This is a genomic window from Sebaldella termitidis ATCC 33386 (assembly GCF_000024405.1).
GTDB lineage: Bacteria > Fusobacteriota > Fusobacteriia > Fusobacteriales > Leptotrichiaceae > Sebaldella > Sebaldella termitidis.
Genome location: NC_013517.1, coordinates 2,402,572 through 2,417,876 on the forward strand (window position 1 = coordinate 2,402,572; position 15,305 = coordinate 2,417,876).

General features: G+C 32.8%; 16 protein-coding genes. 2 read left to right on the forward strand and 14 right to left on the reverse strand.

Annotation, left to right across the window (positions count from 1 at the left end):
- Positions 1–31: 31 nt before the first annotated feature.
- The 8 genes from STERM_RS11175 to STERM_RS11210 all read right to left on the reverse strand — a co-directional run bounded on the left by STERM_RS11175 (position 32) and on the right by STERM_RS11210 (position 5,521).
- Complete coding sequence (locus STERM_RS11175; protein ID WP_012861722.1) at positions 32–790, reverse strand: endonuclease/exonuclease/phosphatase family protein; 759 nt, start codon at positions 788–790, stop codon at positions 32–34.
- Between the two features lie 24 nt (positions 791–814).
- Positions 815–1,390 carry an elongation factor P gene (gene efp, locus STERM_RS11180; RefSeq protein ID WP_012861723.1) on the reverse strand — a complete coding sequence of 192 codons (576 nt, stop codon included), beginning with the start codon at positions 1,388–1,390 and terminating at the stop codon, positions 815–817.
- A gap of 481 nt (positions 1,391–1,871) precedes the next feature.
- Positions 1,872–2,246 carry a hypothetical protein gene (locus tag STERM_RS11185; protein WP_012861724.1) on the reverse strand — a complete coding sequence of 125 codons (375 nt, stop codon included), beginning with the start codon at positions 2,244–2,246 and terminating at the stop codon, positions 1,872–1,874.
- A 15-nt stretch (positions 2,247–2,261) separates the two neighbouring features.
- A complete protein-coding gene (locus STERM_RS11190) occupies positions 2,262–2,780 on the reverse strand; it encodes a hypothetical protein (protein WP_147289483.1) in 519 nt (172 codons plus the stop codon).
- Positions 2,781–2,795: 15 nt separating this feature from the next.
- Positions 2,796–3,080, reverse strand: coding sequence for a DUF1294 domain-containing protein (locus STERM_RS11195; protein WP_012861726.1), 285 nt, complete (start codon positions 3,078–3,080; stop codon positions 2,796–2,798).
- Between the two features lie 78 nt (positions 3,081–3,158).
- Entirely contained in the window at positions 3,159–3,806 is a 648-nt protein-coding gene (locus tag STERM_RS11200) for an ATP-binding cassette domain-containing protein (RefSeq protein ID WP_012861727.1), read from the reverse strand.
- Positions 3,799–4,548, reverse strand: a complete 750-nt coding sequence (locus tag STERM_RS11205; RefSeq protein WP_012861728.1) for an ABC transporter permease — start codon at positions 4,546–4,548, stop codon at positions 3,799–3,801. Before STERM_RS11205 ends, STERM_RS11200 begins: the two co-directional genes overlap by 8 nt.
- Entirely contained in the window at positions 4,538–5,521 is a 984-nt protein-coding gene (locus tag STERM_RS11210; RefSeq protein WP_012861729.1) for an ABC transporter substrate-binding protein, read from the reverse strand. The genes STERM_RS11205 and STERM_RS11210 overlap by 11 nt, the downstream gene beginning before the upstream one ends.
- Positions 5,522–5,724: 203 nt before the next feature.
- Between STERM_RS11210 and STERM_RS11215 the strand changes: the two genes are divergently transcribed.
- Positions 5,725–7,131, forward strand: coding sequence for a phospholipase D family protein (locus STERM_RS11215; protein ID WP_012861730.1), 1,407 nt, complete (start codon positions 5,725–5,727; stop codon positions 7,129–7,131).
- A gap of 64 nt (positions 7,132–7,195) precedes the next feature.
- Here the strand turns inward: STERM_RS11215 and STERM_RS11220 are convergent, their stop codons facing one another.
- From STERM_RS11220 to STERM_RS11235, 4 genes are all read right to left on the reverse strand, one after another.
- On the reverse strand, positions 7,196–8,404 hold the full coding sequence (locus STERM_RS11220) for an MFS transporter (protein ID WP_012861731.1): 1,209 nt from the start codon (positions 8,402–8,404) through the stop codon (positions 7,196–7,198).
- A gap of 33 nt (positions 8,405–8,437) precedes the next feature.
- A complete protein-coding gene (locus tag STERM_RS11225) occupies positions 8,438–9,190 on the reverse strand; it encodes a DUF429 domain-containing protein (RefSeq protein WP_012861732.1) in 753 nt (250 codons plus the stop codon).
- A gap of 174 nt (positions 9,191–9,364) precedes the next feature.
- The gene (locus tag STERM_RS11230) at positions 9,365–10,723 is read right to left on the reverse strand and encodes a hypothetical protein (RefSeq protein ID WP_012861733.1); all 1,359 of its coding nucleotides are present in this window, start codon (positions 10,721–10,723) and stop codon (positions 9,365–9,367) included.
- Between the two features lie 78 nt (positions 10,724–10,801).
- A complete protein-coding gene (locus STERM_RS11235) occupies positions 10,802–12,952 on the reverse strand; it encodes a peptidase U32 family protein (RefSeq protein WP_012861734.1) in 2,151 nt (716 codons plus the stop codon).
- Between the two features lie 230 nt (positions 12,953–13,182).
- On the opposite strand from STERM_RS11235, the gene STERM_RS11240 reads away from it, so the two are divergent.
- Positions 13,183–13,728 (forward strand): YiiX/YebB-like N1pC/P60 family cysteine hydrolase, encoded by a 546-nt coding sequence (locus tag STERM_RS11240; RefSeq protein ID WP_012861735.1) that lies wholly within the window; start codon positions 13,183–13,185, stop codon positions 13,726–13,728.
- A gap of 114 nt (positions 13,729–13,842) precedes the next feature.
- Here the strand turns inward: STERM_RS11240 and pdxK are convergent, their stop codons facing one another.
- The gene (gene pdxK / locus STERM_RS11245; RefSeq protein ID WP_012861736.1) at positions 13,843–14,652 is read right to left on the reverse strand and encodes a pyridoxine/pyridoxal/pyridoxamine kinase; all 810 of its coding nucleotides are present in this window, start codon (positions 14,650–14,652) and stop codon (positions 13,843–13,845) included.
- Positions 14,653–14,754: 102 nt separating this feature from the next.
- Entirely contained in the window at positions 14,755–15,231 is a 477-nt protein-coding gene (locus tag STERM_RS11250) for a hypothetical protein (RefSeq protein ID WP_012861737.1), read from the reverse strand.
- Positions 15,232–15,305: the final 74 nt, after the last annotated feature.

The following is a 15,305-nucleotide window of genomic DNA, read 5'->3' on the forward strand; positions in this document are numbered from 1 at the left end:
TAAATTGGAAGATGATCCGATATATATGTTTTTATCTCTTCATAATTATTTTTATATAATTATATACTCCGTATCTTCCTGTAAACTCCTTAGTATGTTTTCTGCTTATAAAAAAGTTGTCGTATGAATTAACCAGTGATTTTTTACCCAGAGTTGTCAGATCCTCGTCCGGATTTAGAACATATTCTATCTGTTCCGGATGTACTGTTAATTTCCTAAACCCTCTGTTATTTGCCGGGAGATTAAAGTCTCCGGCTATTATCACATCTTTTTCCAAAGGAACCATTTTTCGAAAAAAATTATAAACCAGAATATATCTTGAAGCTTCAAGAATACGTTCCCTTTCTTTTTTTCCATAGACCGAATGGGCAAGCACATATACAAAGTCAAACTCCCCGGCTTTGAACCATACACCGTAAGGCTCTCTTTCAAAGTCAGACGGCTTCTCTTCCTGATAATAGCCTGCTGGCTCTTTCAAGCTTACCTTTTCTTTCTGCCATATGTATGCAAAATATTCTTTGTACTCTCCGCTGCCTGCGGGTTTTTCAGATATATGATATTCCCATTTTTTCCCTGTTATTTTCTCAAGATTCCCCTTTAATATTTTCAGACCGTTTTCATTCATTACTTCCTGTAAACCGACTAAGTCAAATTTTGATAATACTTTTGAAACCTGATAATAATCTTTTTTATTTTTTCCCAGTCTCAAGGTATTAAAACTCGCAATCAGCACTGTATTTTCCGGAAACAATGAGGAAAACAGAATAAAAAATAAAATAATATACCTCATAACACACCCCCTGTGTTTTATTTATTAATCATTTGCTCTTTCCATGTAATCCCCGGTTCTTGTATCTATTTTTATTTTATCCCCGATTTTTATAAACAGAGGAACCTGTAAAATATACCCTGTCGATACTGTTGCCGGTTTAGTGGCCTTTCCGATTGTATCTCCTTTTAATCCGGGCTCAGTATATGTAACTTCTCTTACTACTGTATTTGGCAGCTCTACTCCTACCGGAGTTCCTTCATACATAAGCACCTGTATTACCATTTCTTCTATAAGAAAATCTACTGCATCTCCCAAATCATCTTTTGAAAGTGTTATCTGATCAAATGTTTCCTGATCCATAAAAAAATATTCTTCATCCATAGCATATAAAAACTGCATCTGGTTTCTGTCCAGTATAATATCATCTATCATTTCAGTTGATAATACTGTTATTTCCTGTACTTTACCGGAAATAAGATCTTTTATTTTGAATTTCATCTCAGCTGCTCTTGCTTTTTTTCCGGATGTCGACTGGTGTCTGTCTGCTTTCAGGATTAAATAAGGTACATTATCCTTTCTGTATGTACTTCCCTGTCTTAATTCCATTGCCTGTTTCATTTTTTCTCCCTTCATAATTACAGTACTCTGGTAATAATATCAAAAATCTGAATATTACAGTAACAGAGTACTTATGACTCAATTTATTAAGTTTATTAAAAACTGTTCTAATCTAAGATGCCGGTAATTTGGTGAAATATTACATTTCAAAACCAAAATACCCGTACCTTAGATATAACTTTACATTCCCCAGGTCTGATATTCTGACTGATATGTTTCGTAATTTCAGTTTTTCAAAATCTATTGACCGCACTATGTTTAATTAATTTCTAATAAAAACGACTGTTATAATGTACCGGTAATGCGAACCGGTCACTATACTAGACGAGTATACAACAAAATCAAGATAAATTCAAGATTTTTTATTAGTTTTATCCGGTAAATCCGTTATATTTTCTAACTTATAATTTTTTACTTTTTAATTTTTCAAGCTTGAATTATATGTTGTCTGTCAATAAAACTGCCTGTTCAGTCTTTCAAATTATTTGCTTATTTTGCATCCTCTGTACAGTTCATTTATATACACATTATTATTTCCCCAGTTATTTCTGTCATATGTATTAAAATCGCTGTTCCATGAAGGAAAATAACCAAAAATATTGAGATATGCGGCATCCTCCAATAAACCCAGTTCATAATTCCTGTTGCTGTATATCTCGCTGCTCGCATTTTCATCTTTTTTTAGTCTTGCTATATCATACTTTGTTCTTATTTCCATTACATTATCATTTATTTTTCTTATCTGAAAACCTCTTCCGTCATCACAGTTATAATTAACCAATGGTGACTTTTCTGTTTTAGCCTGTAAAAATAAGCCGGCTGTCAAAAATAAGATAAATATAAATACTTTTTTCATGATTAACCTCCAAAATTATTCAGGAGTTACTATAACTGATATATAACCGCTAAAATCTGTTACTGTAAAATTTAATCCGTTATTGCAAAATTCAGCTTCTTTAACAGAAGGCATGTTTTTTTCCATTGTTTTTACTGATACTGGTATCCCCAGCTGCTTTGTCATATTTGATATAATTATATCATAGCTTCCTTGAGGATAATACAATTCTATACTGCTTAACGTCCTATTTTCACCGTCAAGATGATAAATAGTTTCTACAGTCTGACCAAACCAGTCTTCATTTTTTTTCAGACCGGAAAGTGTTTTTCCGGATGCATTTACTGCATACACGTCCTTCGTTCCTTTTAACTGATGCCGCAGCTGGTCAGCATTCATTCCAAATAATTTTTTTACGGTTATTTTTCCTAATGCCTGTGTATTAGTTACAAAATCAATATCTACAGTATCTACAGCCGAAGATTTTATATTTTCATATGATACTGCCAAAGCGGATAAGCTGGCTAATATTATTATTTTTTTAAACTTTTTCATCATCTTTATCTCCTTTTATAAATCACGAAATCTGACTGTCACATATGCTGTTAAGATTATCTGAACTATCAGTATAAAAGGAATACCGTATTTAAAATACCAGTGTTTTGTTTTATGCTTGAATAATTTCATGCCTAACAGGGCTCCAAGGCTTCCGCCAGCGATTGATAAAAGAAAAAGTGTACTTTCTTTTATTCTCCATTTTTTATTTTTGGCTTTACTTTTATCCAGAAAAAAAGTATACATTGTAAATATATTTATCATTAATAAATATGATAATATTATTTCATATAATTTCATTATTCTCTCCAAAATTCATTCTAACATGCCAAAAATCAAAATTTTTCTGATAATTGCACTTTCATTATTGATATCTTATCAGATATATTTTATCAGCATTTCCTTAGAAATATATTTATTTACAGAAAATTTTTTTATTTTTTTTCCTTCTGTACCGGATATGCATATTATATTGTCAGAGAAGTCAATAGCTTCGTCCAGATCATGTGAAACCATAACAGCTGTCTGATTGCGGCTTTTTATTTCCTGTTTCAGTTTTCCTATTATTTCTTCTTTATTAATAATATCTATTGATTTAAACGGTTCATCCATAAAGAGCAGGTCTGCAGGATATGATGCTGCTCTGGCTATATTTACCCTTTGCTTCATTCCGCCGCTTAAGCTGGACGGATAATATTTTTCATATCCGTTTAGATTGACCAGTCTCAGATTCTTTATAATTATTTCATTTTTTTCTGTTTTTGACAGACCTTTATTTTTCAATACAAGCTCAATGTTCTCATAAACAGTAAGCCATTTTACCAGAATTTCTTCCTGAAAAACACAGCTTAAATTTTTATATCTCAGAATATCTTTCATTATGTAGTTTAAAAGCGTGGTTTTCCCGCATCCTGAACGGCCGAGTATTGTTGTTATCCTGTTTTTTTCAAATTCTATTGAGAAATTCTTGTATATTACATCAGTACCAAAGCTCACATTTATATTCTCAAATCTATAATCAGCCATTTTCCCTCCAAAACATCACTTTATTGCGGAAAATACGAAAGATAAAATCCAGTATAAATGAAAAAAATACTATTATTATTATCCATGCTATTATTCCCTGAGTATTAAGCGTTAATTTTTCATTTAGAATGCCGCTTCCTACACCGTATTTCGGCTGACTGTATATTTCCCCTGCTATTACAGTTTTCAAAATCAAACCAAAAACAGAGCTTGCTATATTTGTCAGATTATACAGGAGAGCTGGAAAATACAGCTTTATTATTGAATCTTTTCTATTTATGTGAAATACTTTTATTAGTTTTTTGATTTCAGGATCAATATTATTTATACTTCCTACAATATTATCATAAAATATTGGAAACGAAATCACAGTTCCTATTACCAGAGGCGATATCTCCTTCGGAAACCAGATAAGCACAAGTACAATCATAGCAATAATCGGTGCATATTTTATAAAGCTTATCTGCGGTTTCAAAAATATACGCACAGCTTTGAAATTTGCCGATATAATACCTAAAATCAGCGAACTGATTATGGAAATCAGAAATGCACAGAGAATTCTTATAAATGTGCTGTATATTTCCCTGAAAAATGTATCCTGAAATATAATCAGTTTTATTTCCCGTAAAATGGAAGACAGACCGGGAAATATTACATCATTTCCTACATATTTTGATATTAACTCCCATATTATACCCGTTCCCAGTATTGAGAGAAAAAAGATCAGATACTTATTTTTCATAAAAAATCCCGCTGTCAGGAATTTTTCCCCCGATAGTTTTCACATCAAAGTCCGATAATATTTTGTAATATTCCAAATAATAATTTTCTGTTTCTTTTATTGATAAAAAATTAATATTGGAATTTTTAATTATCTCTGGCAAAAATGCTGCCGGTATGCTTAATTCAGCTTTTTTCAAAAAATCTTCCTTATTTCCCTCTCCTGTAAGCCATTTATTCTGCTCTTCAAGCTCTAACGCAAGCTTTTTTGCAATATCCGGATATTTTTTCAGCACTCCCTCTTTAGCTATCAATGTAGCCTGCGGAAAGCCGTATTTATTTGAATATAATTTTTTCCACTCTTCATTTAAAGAAAGTATCATTTTTACATCAGTATTTTTCTTCAAAAGAACCGAAGCCGCAGGCTCAGACAATACAGCTGTTTTTATCTTTCCAGCAGCAAGTGCACTTGCCAGCTCTGTTCCTGAACTGAAATATTCCAGATCCAGACTTTCGGCATCTATATTATTCTTGTTTAATATATTCCTGAAAACAATATCCGGAGTCTGCCCTCTTCCTATTATTCCAGTTTTCTTATTTTTCAAATCCTCAAGTCCGCTTATATTTTCACTGCTGACCAGATATAACGAACCCCATGAGACAGTACCCAGTATTTTATATCCCATATTTTTATTATAAAGCTGGGCCGCAAGGCTGGACGGCACTATTGCAATTATATTATCATCTTCTGTCAGAAGACTGCCTGTGAGTGTTTCTGCCGTTGCTGCTTTTTCATATTCTATATTAACATTATCCTCAAACTGTTTATTTTCAGAATACATTCCTAATACCGAAAGTGCAGGAAGCCCTTCTGGAAAAATAAATTTTACTGTTATTTTTTCTTCACCTGCGTTTTTATCATCTTTAGGCACTCCTCCATTTCCGCAGCCGAAAATTAATAACATACTCAAAATAATTATCCCTATTTTTTTCACGTAATCACCTCTAAAAATCTTATTTTATGTAAAGCATTTTTATTTAACAGATATCATATTATAAACCATATATATTTTGTTAGTCAAACGATAATATTTTTTATTATGATTTTTTGTTTCAATATTTCATCATCCCAAATTAAGAAAATTTGAAATATTTTCTCCAATAGAGTAAAATGTAATAAAAAAATAAGGAGCTGCATATGAAAAAAATACTTTATCTGGTTTTCACTCTAATATTGATTTCATGTTCCTCTGTTCCCACTGGCACTTCCATAGAATCACCAGTGAGAAAATCAGATGACGTGAAATTTTACTATGACCTTACTTATAAAAAAGACGATGAAATTGTTTACGAAAGTAATATATGGCCCAGAGTTTACGAGATTCTTGATGAATCAGAAGATTTTTTTATTTTAGATGTTTTCCTTTTCAATGACTGGGTTCAGAAAAAAGAATCTTCAGATAAATTATACTCTCTCGCTGAAAAGCTCAGGGATAAAATTGTAGAAAAAAAACAAAAGAACCCGGATCTTGATGTTTATATTATTCTTGACCCTAATAATAATTTTTACGGTTCCTTTGATAATGAATTATATAAGCCTCTTACCGATCTCGGAGTCAAAATAATTTATATTGACCTTGATCATCTTAATGACCCTGTATGGATTTATTCTCCCATATGGCGTACATTTATCAGACCCTTCGGCAATAAAAAAAACGGAGGAAAAATCAAAAATGTGATTGATCCCGAAAGTGCGCCGAAAGTCACTGTTCGGAGTCTTTTAAAGGCCTTAAACCTGAAAGCCAACCATAGAAAAGTCATTATGAATGAAAAGACCGTTTTTCTTCCTTCGGCAAATCCTCACAAAGAAGGCTCAAGACACTCTAATATCGCCTTTGAGACAAGCGGAGAAATAATGCAGGACATTTTCAAAGGAGAGCAGGATATTGCGAAATTCTCCAAAGAAACTATCCCTGATCATGAGCTGAAGATAGTTCCTGCTGAAAACGGAATTTACTCTGTACAATATCTCACTGAAGGAAAAATAGGAAAAGGTGTAACTGATGAAATTAAAAATGCTGTTTTTGGTGATAAAATACTTATTGCACAGTTTTATCTGGCAGACCGAATAGTAGTCCGTGAGATTTTAAATGCTACCAAAAGAGGTGTGAATTTTGATATTATCTTAAACAACAGCATCACTTCCAATCAGTCTGGCGGTATTCCAAATAAAACTGCTGCTGATGAAATCATGAAAAAAAGCAGCAAAAATCCCGGAATTATTACTCTCCGATGGTATAATAACGGAGAGGAACAGTTTCATACCAAGCTTATGCTTGTAAAAAAATCTGATTATCTTGTAGCATTCGGCGGTTCAGGAAACTTTACAAGACGTAATCTCCGTGATTTTAATCTGGAGTCTGAACTAAAAGTTATCGCACCTTATGACTCTGAATTTTCAAATGAAGTACTCACTTATTTTGACAGATTATGGACTAATAAAGACGGGGATTTTACCCTTGATTACGATATGGCAAATAAAGAATCAGGGCTAAATAATTTCCTGTACAAAATAATTGAAAAAACTGGTTTTTCTGCTTTTTAGAATATTTGGCTTCATATAATAAAAACGGGTATATACCCGTTTTTATATTACAAAATTTATATTATTAAATATTATTCTTATTCTTTCTGCCGATACTCAAAAAAACTATTACAAATCCTAAAAATGAGAAAACAGTACTTACGATCAGCATTGCCGGCACTCCTTTTGAATCCAGAATTACTCCGCCTAGCAGGTTGCCTATTGTTATTCCGATTCCCATCGATGCTACTGTTACCAATGACTGTCCTCTTATTTTTTCATTTTTATCTACTATTTCATTCACATAATATACAGAAGCCGGCACAAAAAGACCGTAGCCTAATATCTGCAACATTTGAAATGCGAAAATAAAATATATATTATTTGAAAATATAAATAAAACACTCTTAACAAAGAAAAATAAGAAGGAAAGCATTACCAGTTTTCCGCTTGTAGTTTTTTTCATAAAAAAGCTGAAACATACCATTGTAGGAATTTCACTTAGTGCTGCGAGTGACATTGCCGTGCCGTAATCTCCGCTGTTTCCGCCTACGTGCTCTACTATCTGGGGAAGAAAATTAGCAAGCATTCCATGGCTTATAAAGGTTAATATCATAGCTGCAAGAAAGTATAGAAGCTTCTTGTTAGCTGCAAGCATATGCCATACACTGTCATTATTTTCAGGCTGTTCTATATTCACACTTTCCTGAACTGCTGTTTCAGAATCCGGCTTATCAAAAATAAATACAGATATTATCATTATTATCAAAAAAACAGCATGAATCACAAGTATACTTTCAGGCCCTGACTGTGTAACTACTTTTCCTATGATAAAACCGCCTGCTGCATACGCCAGAGAGCCAAGCCCTCTTGCCAGACCGAAGTTTACAGGAATTCCAATATTTACAAACTGTATTGCCAGTGAATTTATCAGTCCCGTTGCTGAATATTCCGTCATTCCTATCATAATAAAAATAAACATGGTAATGAAGAATTCGGAAGGTATAACCATAAGAATCATGTTTATAATAAAGCTTAGGATCATAATCACAAGAAGAATCCTTTTCAGGGGTATTTTTTTATGCTTATCTGCAAAACTTCCCAGAAAAGTCTGTGAAATAACAGAGGCCACACACTCTACGGCAAGTATTATACCTATTTCGGAACTCTTAAAATTCCTTGACTGGAGCAATACTACAGAAAACCCTACTATTGCGCTAAACGACATCATAAATGAACACTGAATCATGGAAAACTTTGCATTTATCTTTTTTAAACTTTTTCCAGCCTGCATGAACGCACACCTCTTTCTATAAAATAATATTTTTTACTGTTTTAACGGTAAAAAAATCAAGCCTTTTTTTGTATCTCCAAAATAAAGCTCCGAAGCCAGATTTTTATAAACCAGAAAAAGTCCGAAAGCACAAAGAAAAGCATCAATTTTATCTTCAAATTTCTTATATTCCTTTCTTTTCAAATTATTTTCCGGCAGCTCAAAATTCTTTGCAAACCCGCTTATTATTTTTTTTTCTTCAAAAATCTTTATTTTTTCATATAATACAGCATAGCCCTTCAGACTGTCTGATATTTTCCCTTTTAATTTATACCCTGCAGGAAATATTTCCGGAAAAATACCGGCAGTTATCCCAGTGGGAAATGTTTCCACTACTTCATGACTGTGTGTAAATATTCTATCTGTATAACTGAATTTTTTATGTTTTTTTACAAGATATCCGGCGATATCTTCTCCGCGGCTTCCTTTATACGCTCTTTTCATATATTCCTTAGAAACCTGAAAGCTCGATATATGAAACCCGTTTATTTTTGTCCTCTTTAAATCTCTTTCAGCATTTCTGTATTCTTGAGAATCTTCAGGAAAAATCAGCGGTGCGTCTATTCCTATACATACTTCTTTTTTGTCTGTTATTTCAGAATTAAGAAACAGTCTGACTATATCATTATTACTGTATACACCTGACTGAGAAAATATAATTTCCCCGTTTCCGTTTATTAAACATATTCCTGTTTCATTGTTTTCTGTCCAGGCGAGATCTATCCCGGCAAATATTTTTTCTTTCATAATTTTGTCCTTTTAATAAAACTGCTTTCATTATACTATATTTCAAAGAATATTATAATTTATTTTAGGCTTAAATTTTATGATTTATATATATTTTTCTGACATCGGATTTTTTCTTGAAATAACTGTATTAAAAAAGCTGTTCAGCGTAGAACAGCTCTTAAAATATATAATTTACATTCTTGAAAGTGAATCAATCAGCTTTCCTGTTTCCCATCTTACATCCTCTTTCATTCTGTCTCTTACTTTCCTGTACAGATTATCTTTACTGTCATTATGCTCAGTGTAACTGTATTTTTTTTCATCATTCATATAACCGCTGACTTCATAGCTCATTCTGCTTCTCAGCTGTGGTTCTGGATGCTGTTTATATCCGTTATCATCAACAACAATTCTGATTCTCACATCTGCTGATGAATATGAATTAGTTAATACTATAAAATCACTTTTCAGAGAATCTTTCACTATATTATCCATATCACCTGCAATATAAACCTTTACTTTCCCCTTTTCTTCCAGATCCTGATATTTTCTGTACGAATCTTTATATTCTCCGTATCTTTGGTAAGCAGTGTATGCACTGTTATATATCTGAGCTATGTCTCGGTATTCACGCTTTGTCCTTGCACTGTATTCCTTGCTTCTGGCCTCCTGATAATATTTATCCGCAGCTTCCTGTCTGCATAATTTATCATTTTTTTCGCCTAATTCACTGCTGTCTTTATAATTCCCGTGTTTCTCATACGCATCATCTGCTTCTGCGAAAGTTTCGGCTGCATCACAGTAATTTTTTGCTGCTTCCTGTGATTTTGCTTTCTTATACAGCTTTTCGGCTTCTGCCCTGTCTGCTTTCTCGTTGTTAAGCTGGTAACGCTTTTGCGAGTCCTTGTAGCTTCCATAATTTTTATAGATATTATATGCAGCAAGAAAATTCTCTTCGGCACTTCTGTAACGTCCGTTTTTTTCGTCAGAAACACCGCTGTTATAGTATTCACCAGCTTTTAACTCAGAATATTTGAATCTGTAGTCTTCTGCTTTCTGTTTTATATCCTTATAGCTGTAATAAGTAAGGCCCGCTTCATACGCCTCTGCCTTGCTCAAATAATCGTCAGTTCTTACTGCTTTTATATTGTCTCCCTTTATATAGTACTGCTCTGCTACATTTTTCCCCAGCTCGTCAACTGTATATTTTCCTGTAAAAAATGATATCTGCTTGTCATAAGACTTTTTATCCAGCAGAGTTCTTATCTCCCAGAATTCAGACATATACTTAATTTTACTGTCAATAGTAGGTGCTTCTGCAATATTTTTTTCATAATATTTTATTATTGTATCAAACTTTTCCAATATTTGTTTGCTTTCTTTATTATTAGGAAATGTTTTTTTCCCATCAAGATATTTTGCACTATACTTGACAGCTGTTACATAATCACCCTTCTCATAAGCTTCCTCGGCTTTTTTCAGATCACATCCCACAAATACAAATAACAAAACAGCAAATAATAATATTTTTCTAAAATTTATCTTAATCATAACTCCTCCTGAAATATTTATTTTATATACTTATTATTCCATACCAATATGAAATCAATGTGAAGTTATAATATGTTTTTAAAAAATTCCTCTTTCAAAACAATAAGGATTGTATTTTCCCTTTCCGGTATTCAGACTTTTAATTATTTCAATTACTTCATCAGAATTTTCAAAAGTGAAATCCAGTCTTAATTCATCAAGTCCCAGACTCTTTATTTCTTCTAGTTTGGGTATAAGATTCATGGGACTATCCATATAGAGCTCTATATTATCCAGATCATTTCTGACTACCCTGTACATATCATTATGATCTCCGTGTAATTCCTTATATTCCTTTTCAAATATCGGATACTCTATATACATCCCTTTCAGATAACCGTAAATAACCATTCCCTTCTTTACCTTCTTACTTTTGATCCCCTTCAATTGCTCAAAATTCATTTCAGGTGACAGAAAGACAGTTTCCACCCCTTCAAAATCACTAAATAAATCTACAGTATAATTATTAAATATATTCAAATTCCAGTCCACACTTTTTTTATCGACATTTGATTTCAAAATTTGATAAAGATTTGAAACCAGCTTTGAATTCAGATCTATTTTATCCAGCTTGCTCTCTTTCGCCACATCAAACTGTCTATAGTATATTTTTTCTATCCCGTTTGCTCTGCACACGTCTTCCTGCACCTTATTTGACACCATTGCAGAAATAACAGGGCTGTCATTATGATTATTTTCAAAATTTCTTACATTTACTGCCTTTCCTTCTCTTCTATACGAAGCTGTCAGATTTTCTTTCAGCCTTTCTGCACATTCTCTTTTCATCTGCTTTAACTCGCTGAATGAAATAAAAGCCGTATTATCATAGCTTACTTTAACATTATCAATCTCAAAAGAAGTATCTCCAAGCTCTGATAGCTTTTCACTTATTGTTTTTACATCTATTGATTTTTTAGCTGTTTCATTCAGTACTTCCATTTTGCATTCCGCTGTTATCCTGCTTTTTTTTAGATTTTCCGCAGTAAATACCAGTACAGGTTCTTTACCCAGAGCTGCCGAAAATTCCCCGTCTATTTTAAGTTTTCTTTCCTTTATCTTCATTTCATGGTTTATATTGTCATGTAATTCTTTTGAATAATTTTTGTAGATATATTTTGTTTTTTCAGGAATTCTTCCCAGATATACAGTATCTCCCTTATAGGCTTTTTCTTTTTTTACATCGTTTATAAGAATCTTATTTACATAAACTCCTCCAAGCTTCTCATAATCATCACCCACAAACTGTATTCCGTCGCCAAGGCTGATATCATCATCCAGCAAAACTTTTCCTGCCCTGCTTACTGTCCCGGCTTTATACCCAAAATTGGCAGAATAATCAAAATTCATAAGCTTATCATCACCGTGAAAGTACCCTTTGGAATATCCTCTGTTAAAAAGCTTATAAGACTGGCTTTTTCTCTCTTTATTATCAAGAATATCCTTATAATAGTTCACAGTCTCATAAACGTACTGTTCTGTTTTCTTTCTTCCTTCTACTTTTATCGCGTCTATTCCTATTTCTTTAAGTTTTTTTACCTCTTCCTCCAGAAACTGATCATTAGGACTAAGAAAATATCCGCTTTCCTTATTTTCATCCTGAAATTTCTTCCTGCATGTATATGCACAAAGACCTCTGTTGCCGCTTCTACCTCCTATAAAACTGCTTATATAGCAGTTTCCGGAATAAGCAATACATAAAGCACCAGATACAAAAACTTCCAGCTCTATAGTAGTATTCTCCCTTATTTTCTTTATCTCCTGAAATGTGAGCTCTCTTGCAAGCACTACTCTTGAAAGCCCCAGTTTCTGTAAAAAATTAGCTTCTTCATGATTAGCCACTGTCATTTGTGTACTTCCATGTAAAGTAAGATCCGGAAAATTTTCAGCCAGAAATTTCAGAAATCCCAAATCCTGAACAATTACAGCATCTATCCCATGTTCATATATTCTTGAAAAATTATATATTGTGTTTTCTATCTCTATATTTTTCATTATTGTATTTAATGTAAGAAGTGTTTTTACTCCCCTTGCGTGTGCATAATCTATCCCGTCCAGTATTTCCTGTATACCGAAATTCTTATTATTTCTTCTCGCTCCGAAACCTCTCAGTCCGAAATAAACCTCATCTGCTCCTGCCTTTACCGCTGCCTGCATTTTTTCATAACTTCCTGCCGGTGCTACTATATTCATCCCTATTACTCTCCTTAATATAAACATCATAAATTTTTCCATAAGAAAAACTATTAACATTATAACACAAGAATAAAATATTTTATATTGCTCAGATTTTTTTTATTTATCTGATATACTGTTCATCTTTGATCTGATATTGCTGAATATTTTACACTGCTGCAAAAATATATAATTTTTTAACTATTTACATATCACAAAAATTTTATTATAATTTATATGGTGATTATATGAAAAAAATAATTATGTTATTAATGGTACTGTTGTTAGTTTCCTGTGAAAGTATAGATCCTAATTATCAATGGTATACTCCCAGAGAAGTTATCAGTAAAATAGATCAGCTTAGGCCCGGGGATATACTTATTTTGTCAAAAGGCAGCCGTTTCAGGGAAATGTGGGGTCATTCCGTTATTCTTAATGACGAAAAAAAAGTCGTGGAATTTCCCGGATATTTTTCCGGCTATCAGGAAGTCCCTCTTTATACATGGGCTGATCTTGAAAGAAAAATTGCTGTTTTCAGACTAAAAGAAATGAATAATGAGCTCAAAACCGAGCTTATGAAAGAGATCGATCTTACCATTAATAAAAAATATGGTATTACTTTTGATAAAAATTTTGATAAAAGACTTTATTGTTCACAGTTTGTATATGATGTATTTAAAAAAGCCGGAAATACTGTTGGAAGAGAGATTGATCTGGATTCTGACGGCGGCAGCTGGGTAATGCCGTTTGATATTATGAGATCTGATATGCTGGAAAATGTCATACTTGAATGATCATAAAAAACGGAAATTAATGTCAAAGCCTTTTTATCCATGGTAAATAGCAAAAATAACTAATCAATAAAAAAAATTAAGCAGTCATAATAATGCTTAATTTTTTTATTTTCTTTATTTTTCTGCAAGAGCCTTGTGATAAAGCGGTCCTACGAATTTATTCAGCGGAAAAGACTCTTTTAGTGCTTCTGTAATATATCCTTTTGTTGTATTAACAGCATTTTCCATACTTTCTCCCTTTGCCAGTTCCGCAGTCAGACATGCTGCAAAGCTGCATCCCGCACCATGAGTATATGTAGTATCTATTTTTTCAGATTCAAATACTTTGAATTCTTTACCATCATAAAGAACATCTATTGCTTTATCAGGGCTAAATGATTTCCCACCTTTTATAAGCACATATTTAGGTTCGTATTCATATATTTTTTTTGCTGCTTCTTTTAATTCATCCAGTGTAGTTATCGGAGCTGTTCCTGCAAGCTGTGCTGCCTCGAACAAATTAGGCGTTACTACAGTGGCATTAGGAAGCAGATACTTCTGCATAGCTACTGTATTTTCCGGAAATAATGCCTGATCTGTCCCTTTACATACCATAACAGGATCTATTACAACTATCGGTGAATTTACTTTTTTCAAAGTTTTTCCTACATATTCTATTATTTCCACTGTAGGAAGCATTCCGGTTTTCAGTGCATCTACCCCTATACCCTCCAATGCTGTCTTTGCCTGTGCTTTTATTGTTTCCATATCTATTGGAAATACCTGATGAGCCCAGTTATTATCAGGATCCATAGCTACTATAACAGTAAGTACGCTCATCCCGTATACTGATCTTTCCTGAAATGTTTTCAGATCTGCCTGTATTCCCGCTCCTCCGCTTGTATCAGATCCTGCTATTGTAAGTACCTTTTTTGGATTTGCCATTTTATCATTCCTCCTATATGTTAAATATTCCACATTAATTATATACAGAAACTAAACATAAAATCAATTGATTTATTTTAAATTTTATTACTTCTCTGTAATTTATTTTCTCTCCACATTTAGAAACAAGCTTGTTTTTTCGCTTACCTTCATATTTTCCGGAAGAAACTGGGAATTAGCTTCTTTTATATTAAAGACAGCCTCATAATTTTTATTTATCAGTCTTTCCTCTTTATTTTCATAATATTTTTTTACAGTTTCCACATCATCATCCGAAAAACCTTCTACCTGTAATTCTACTATCTCATTATTCTTATCTTTTATAATATATACATCTCTGAGTCTAATATTAGGATATACTTCCATTATATCTTTAGGAAACTCATCCGGCATCGGAAAACCGCCTTTTTCCTTGCTTACCCTCAGTGTCATGCCGCCATATTCATTTTCGTATTTGATATACTCCCCGTTTCTGTTATTAAAAGCACCAAATGCTGTTATCCCGATAATAATCAAAACCAGTACCGCTGCAGCGATCCCAAACACCTTCCAGTATTCTTTCGTAAAATATATTCTCATATTCTACTCCTCCTTTGTATTTTTACCTGATATTATTATAACAGATTCAATGCAGGCAGGCAATATAAAACGGA

Excerpts from the sequence above, each read along its gene's own strand:
- STERM_RS11175 (WP_012861722.1), bottom strand. The coding sequence starts at position 790 with ATGAGGTATATTATTTTATTTTTTATTCTGTTTTCCTCATTGTTTCCG.
- efp (WP_012861723.1), bottom strand. The coding sequence starts at position 1,390 with ATGAAACAGGCAATGGAATTAAGACAGGGAAGTACATACAGAAAGGAT.
- STERM_RS11185 (WP_012861724.1), bottom strand. The coding sequence starts at position 2,246 with ATGAAAAAAGTATTTATATTTATCTTATTTTTGACAGCCGGCTTATTT.
- STERM_RS11190 (WP_147289483.1), bottom strand. The coding sequence starts at position 2,780 with ATGAAAAAGTTTAAAAAAATAATAATATTAGCCAGCTTATCCGCTTTG.
- STERM_RS11195 (WP_012861726.1), bottom strand. The coding sequence starts at position 3,080 with ATGAAATTATATGAAATAATATTATCATATTTATTAATGATAAATATA.
- STERM_RS11200 (WP_012861727.1), bottom strand. The coding sequence starts at position 3,806 with ATGGCTGATTATAGATTTGAGAATATAAATGTGAGCTTTGGTACTGAT.
- STERM_RS11205 (WP_012861728.1), bottom strand. The coding sequence starts at position 4,548 with ATGAAAAATAAGTATCTGATCTTTTTTCTCTCAATACTGGGAACGGGT.
- STERM_RS11215 (WP_012861730.1), top strand. The coding sequence starts at position 5,725 with ATGAAAAAAATACTTTATCTGGTTTTCACTCTAATATTGATTTCATGT.
- STERM_RS11220 (WP_012861731.1), bottom strand. The coding sequence starts at position 8,404 with ATGCAGGCTGGAAAAAGTTTAAAAAAGATAAATGCAAAGTTTTCCATG.
- STERM_RS11225 (WP_012861732.1), bottom strand. The coding sequence starts at position 9,190 with ATGAAAGAAAAAATATTTGCCGGGATAGATCTCGCCTGGACAGAAAAC.
- STERM_RS11230 (WP_012861733.1), bottom strand. The coding sequence starts at position 10,723 with ATGATTAAGATAAATTTTAGAAAAATATTATTATTTGCTGTTTTGTTA.
- STERM_RS11235 (WP_012861734.1), bottom strand. The coding sequence starts at position 12,952 with ATGAATATAGTAGCACCGGCAGGAAGTTATGAAAAAATGCAGGCAGCG.
- STERM_RS11240 (WP_012861735.1), top strand. The coding sequence starts at position 13,183 with ATGAAAAAAATAATTATGTTATTAATGGTACTGTTGTTAGTTTCCTGT.
- pdxK (WP_012861736.1), bottom strand. The coding sequence starts at position 14,652 with ATGGCAAATCCAAAAAAGGTACTTACAATAGCAGGATCTGATACAAGC.
- STERM_RS11250 (WP_012861737.1), bottom strand. The coding sequence starts at position 15,231 with ATGAGAATATATTTTACGAAAGAATACTGGAAGGTGTTTGGGATCGCT.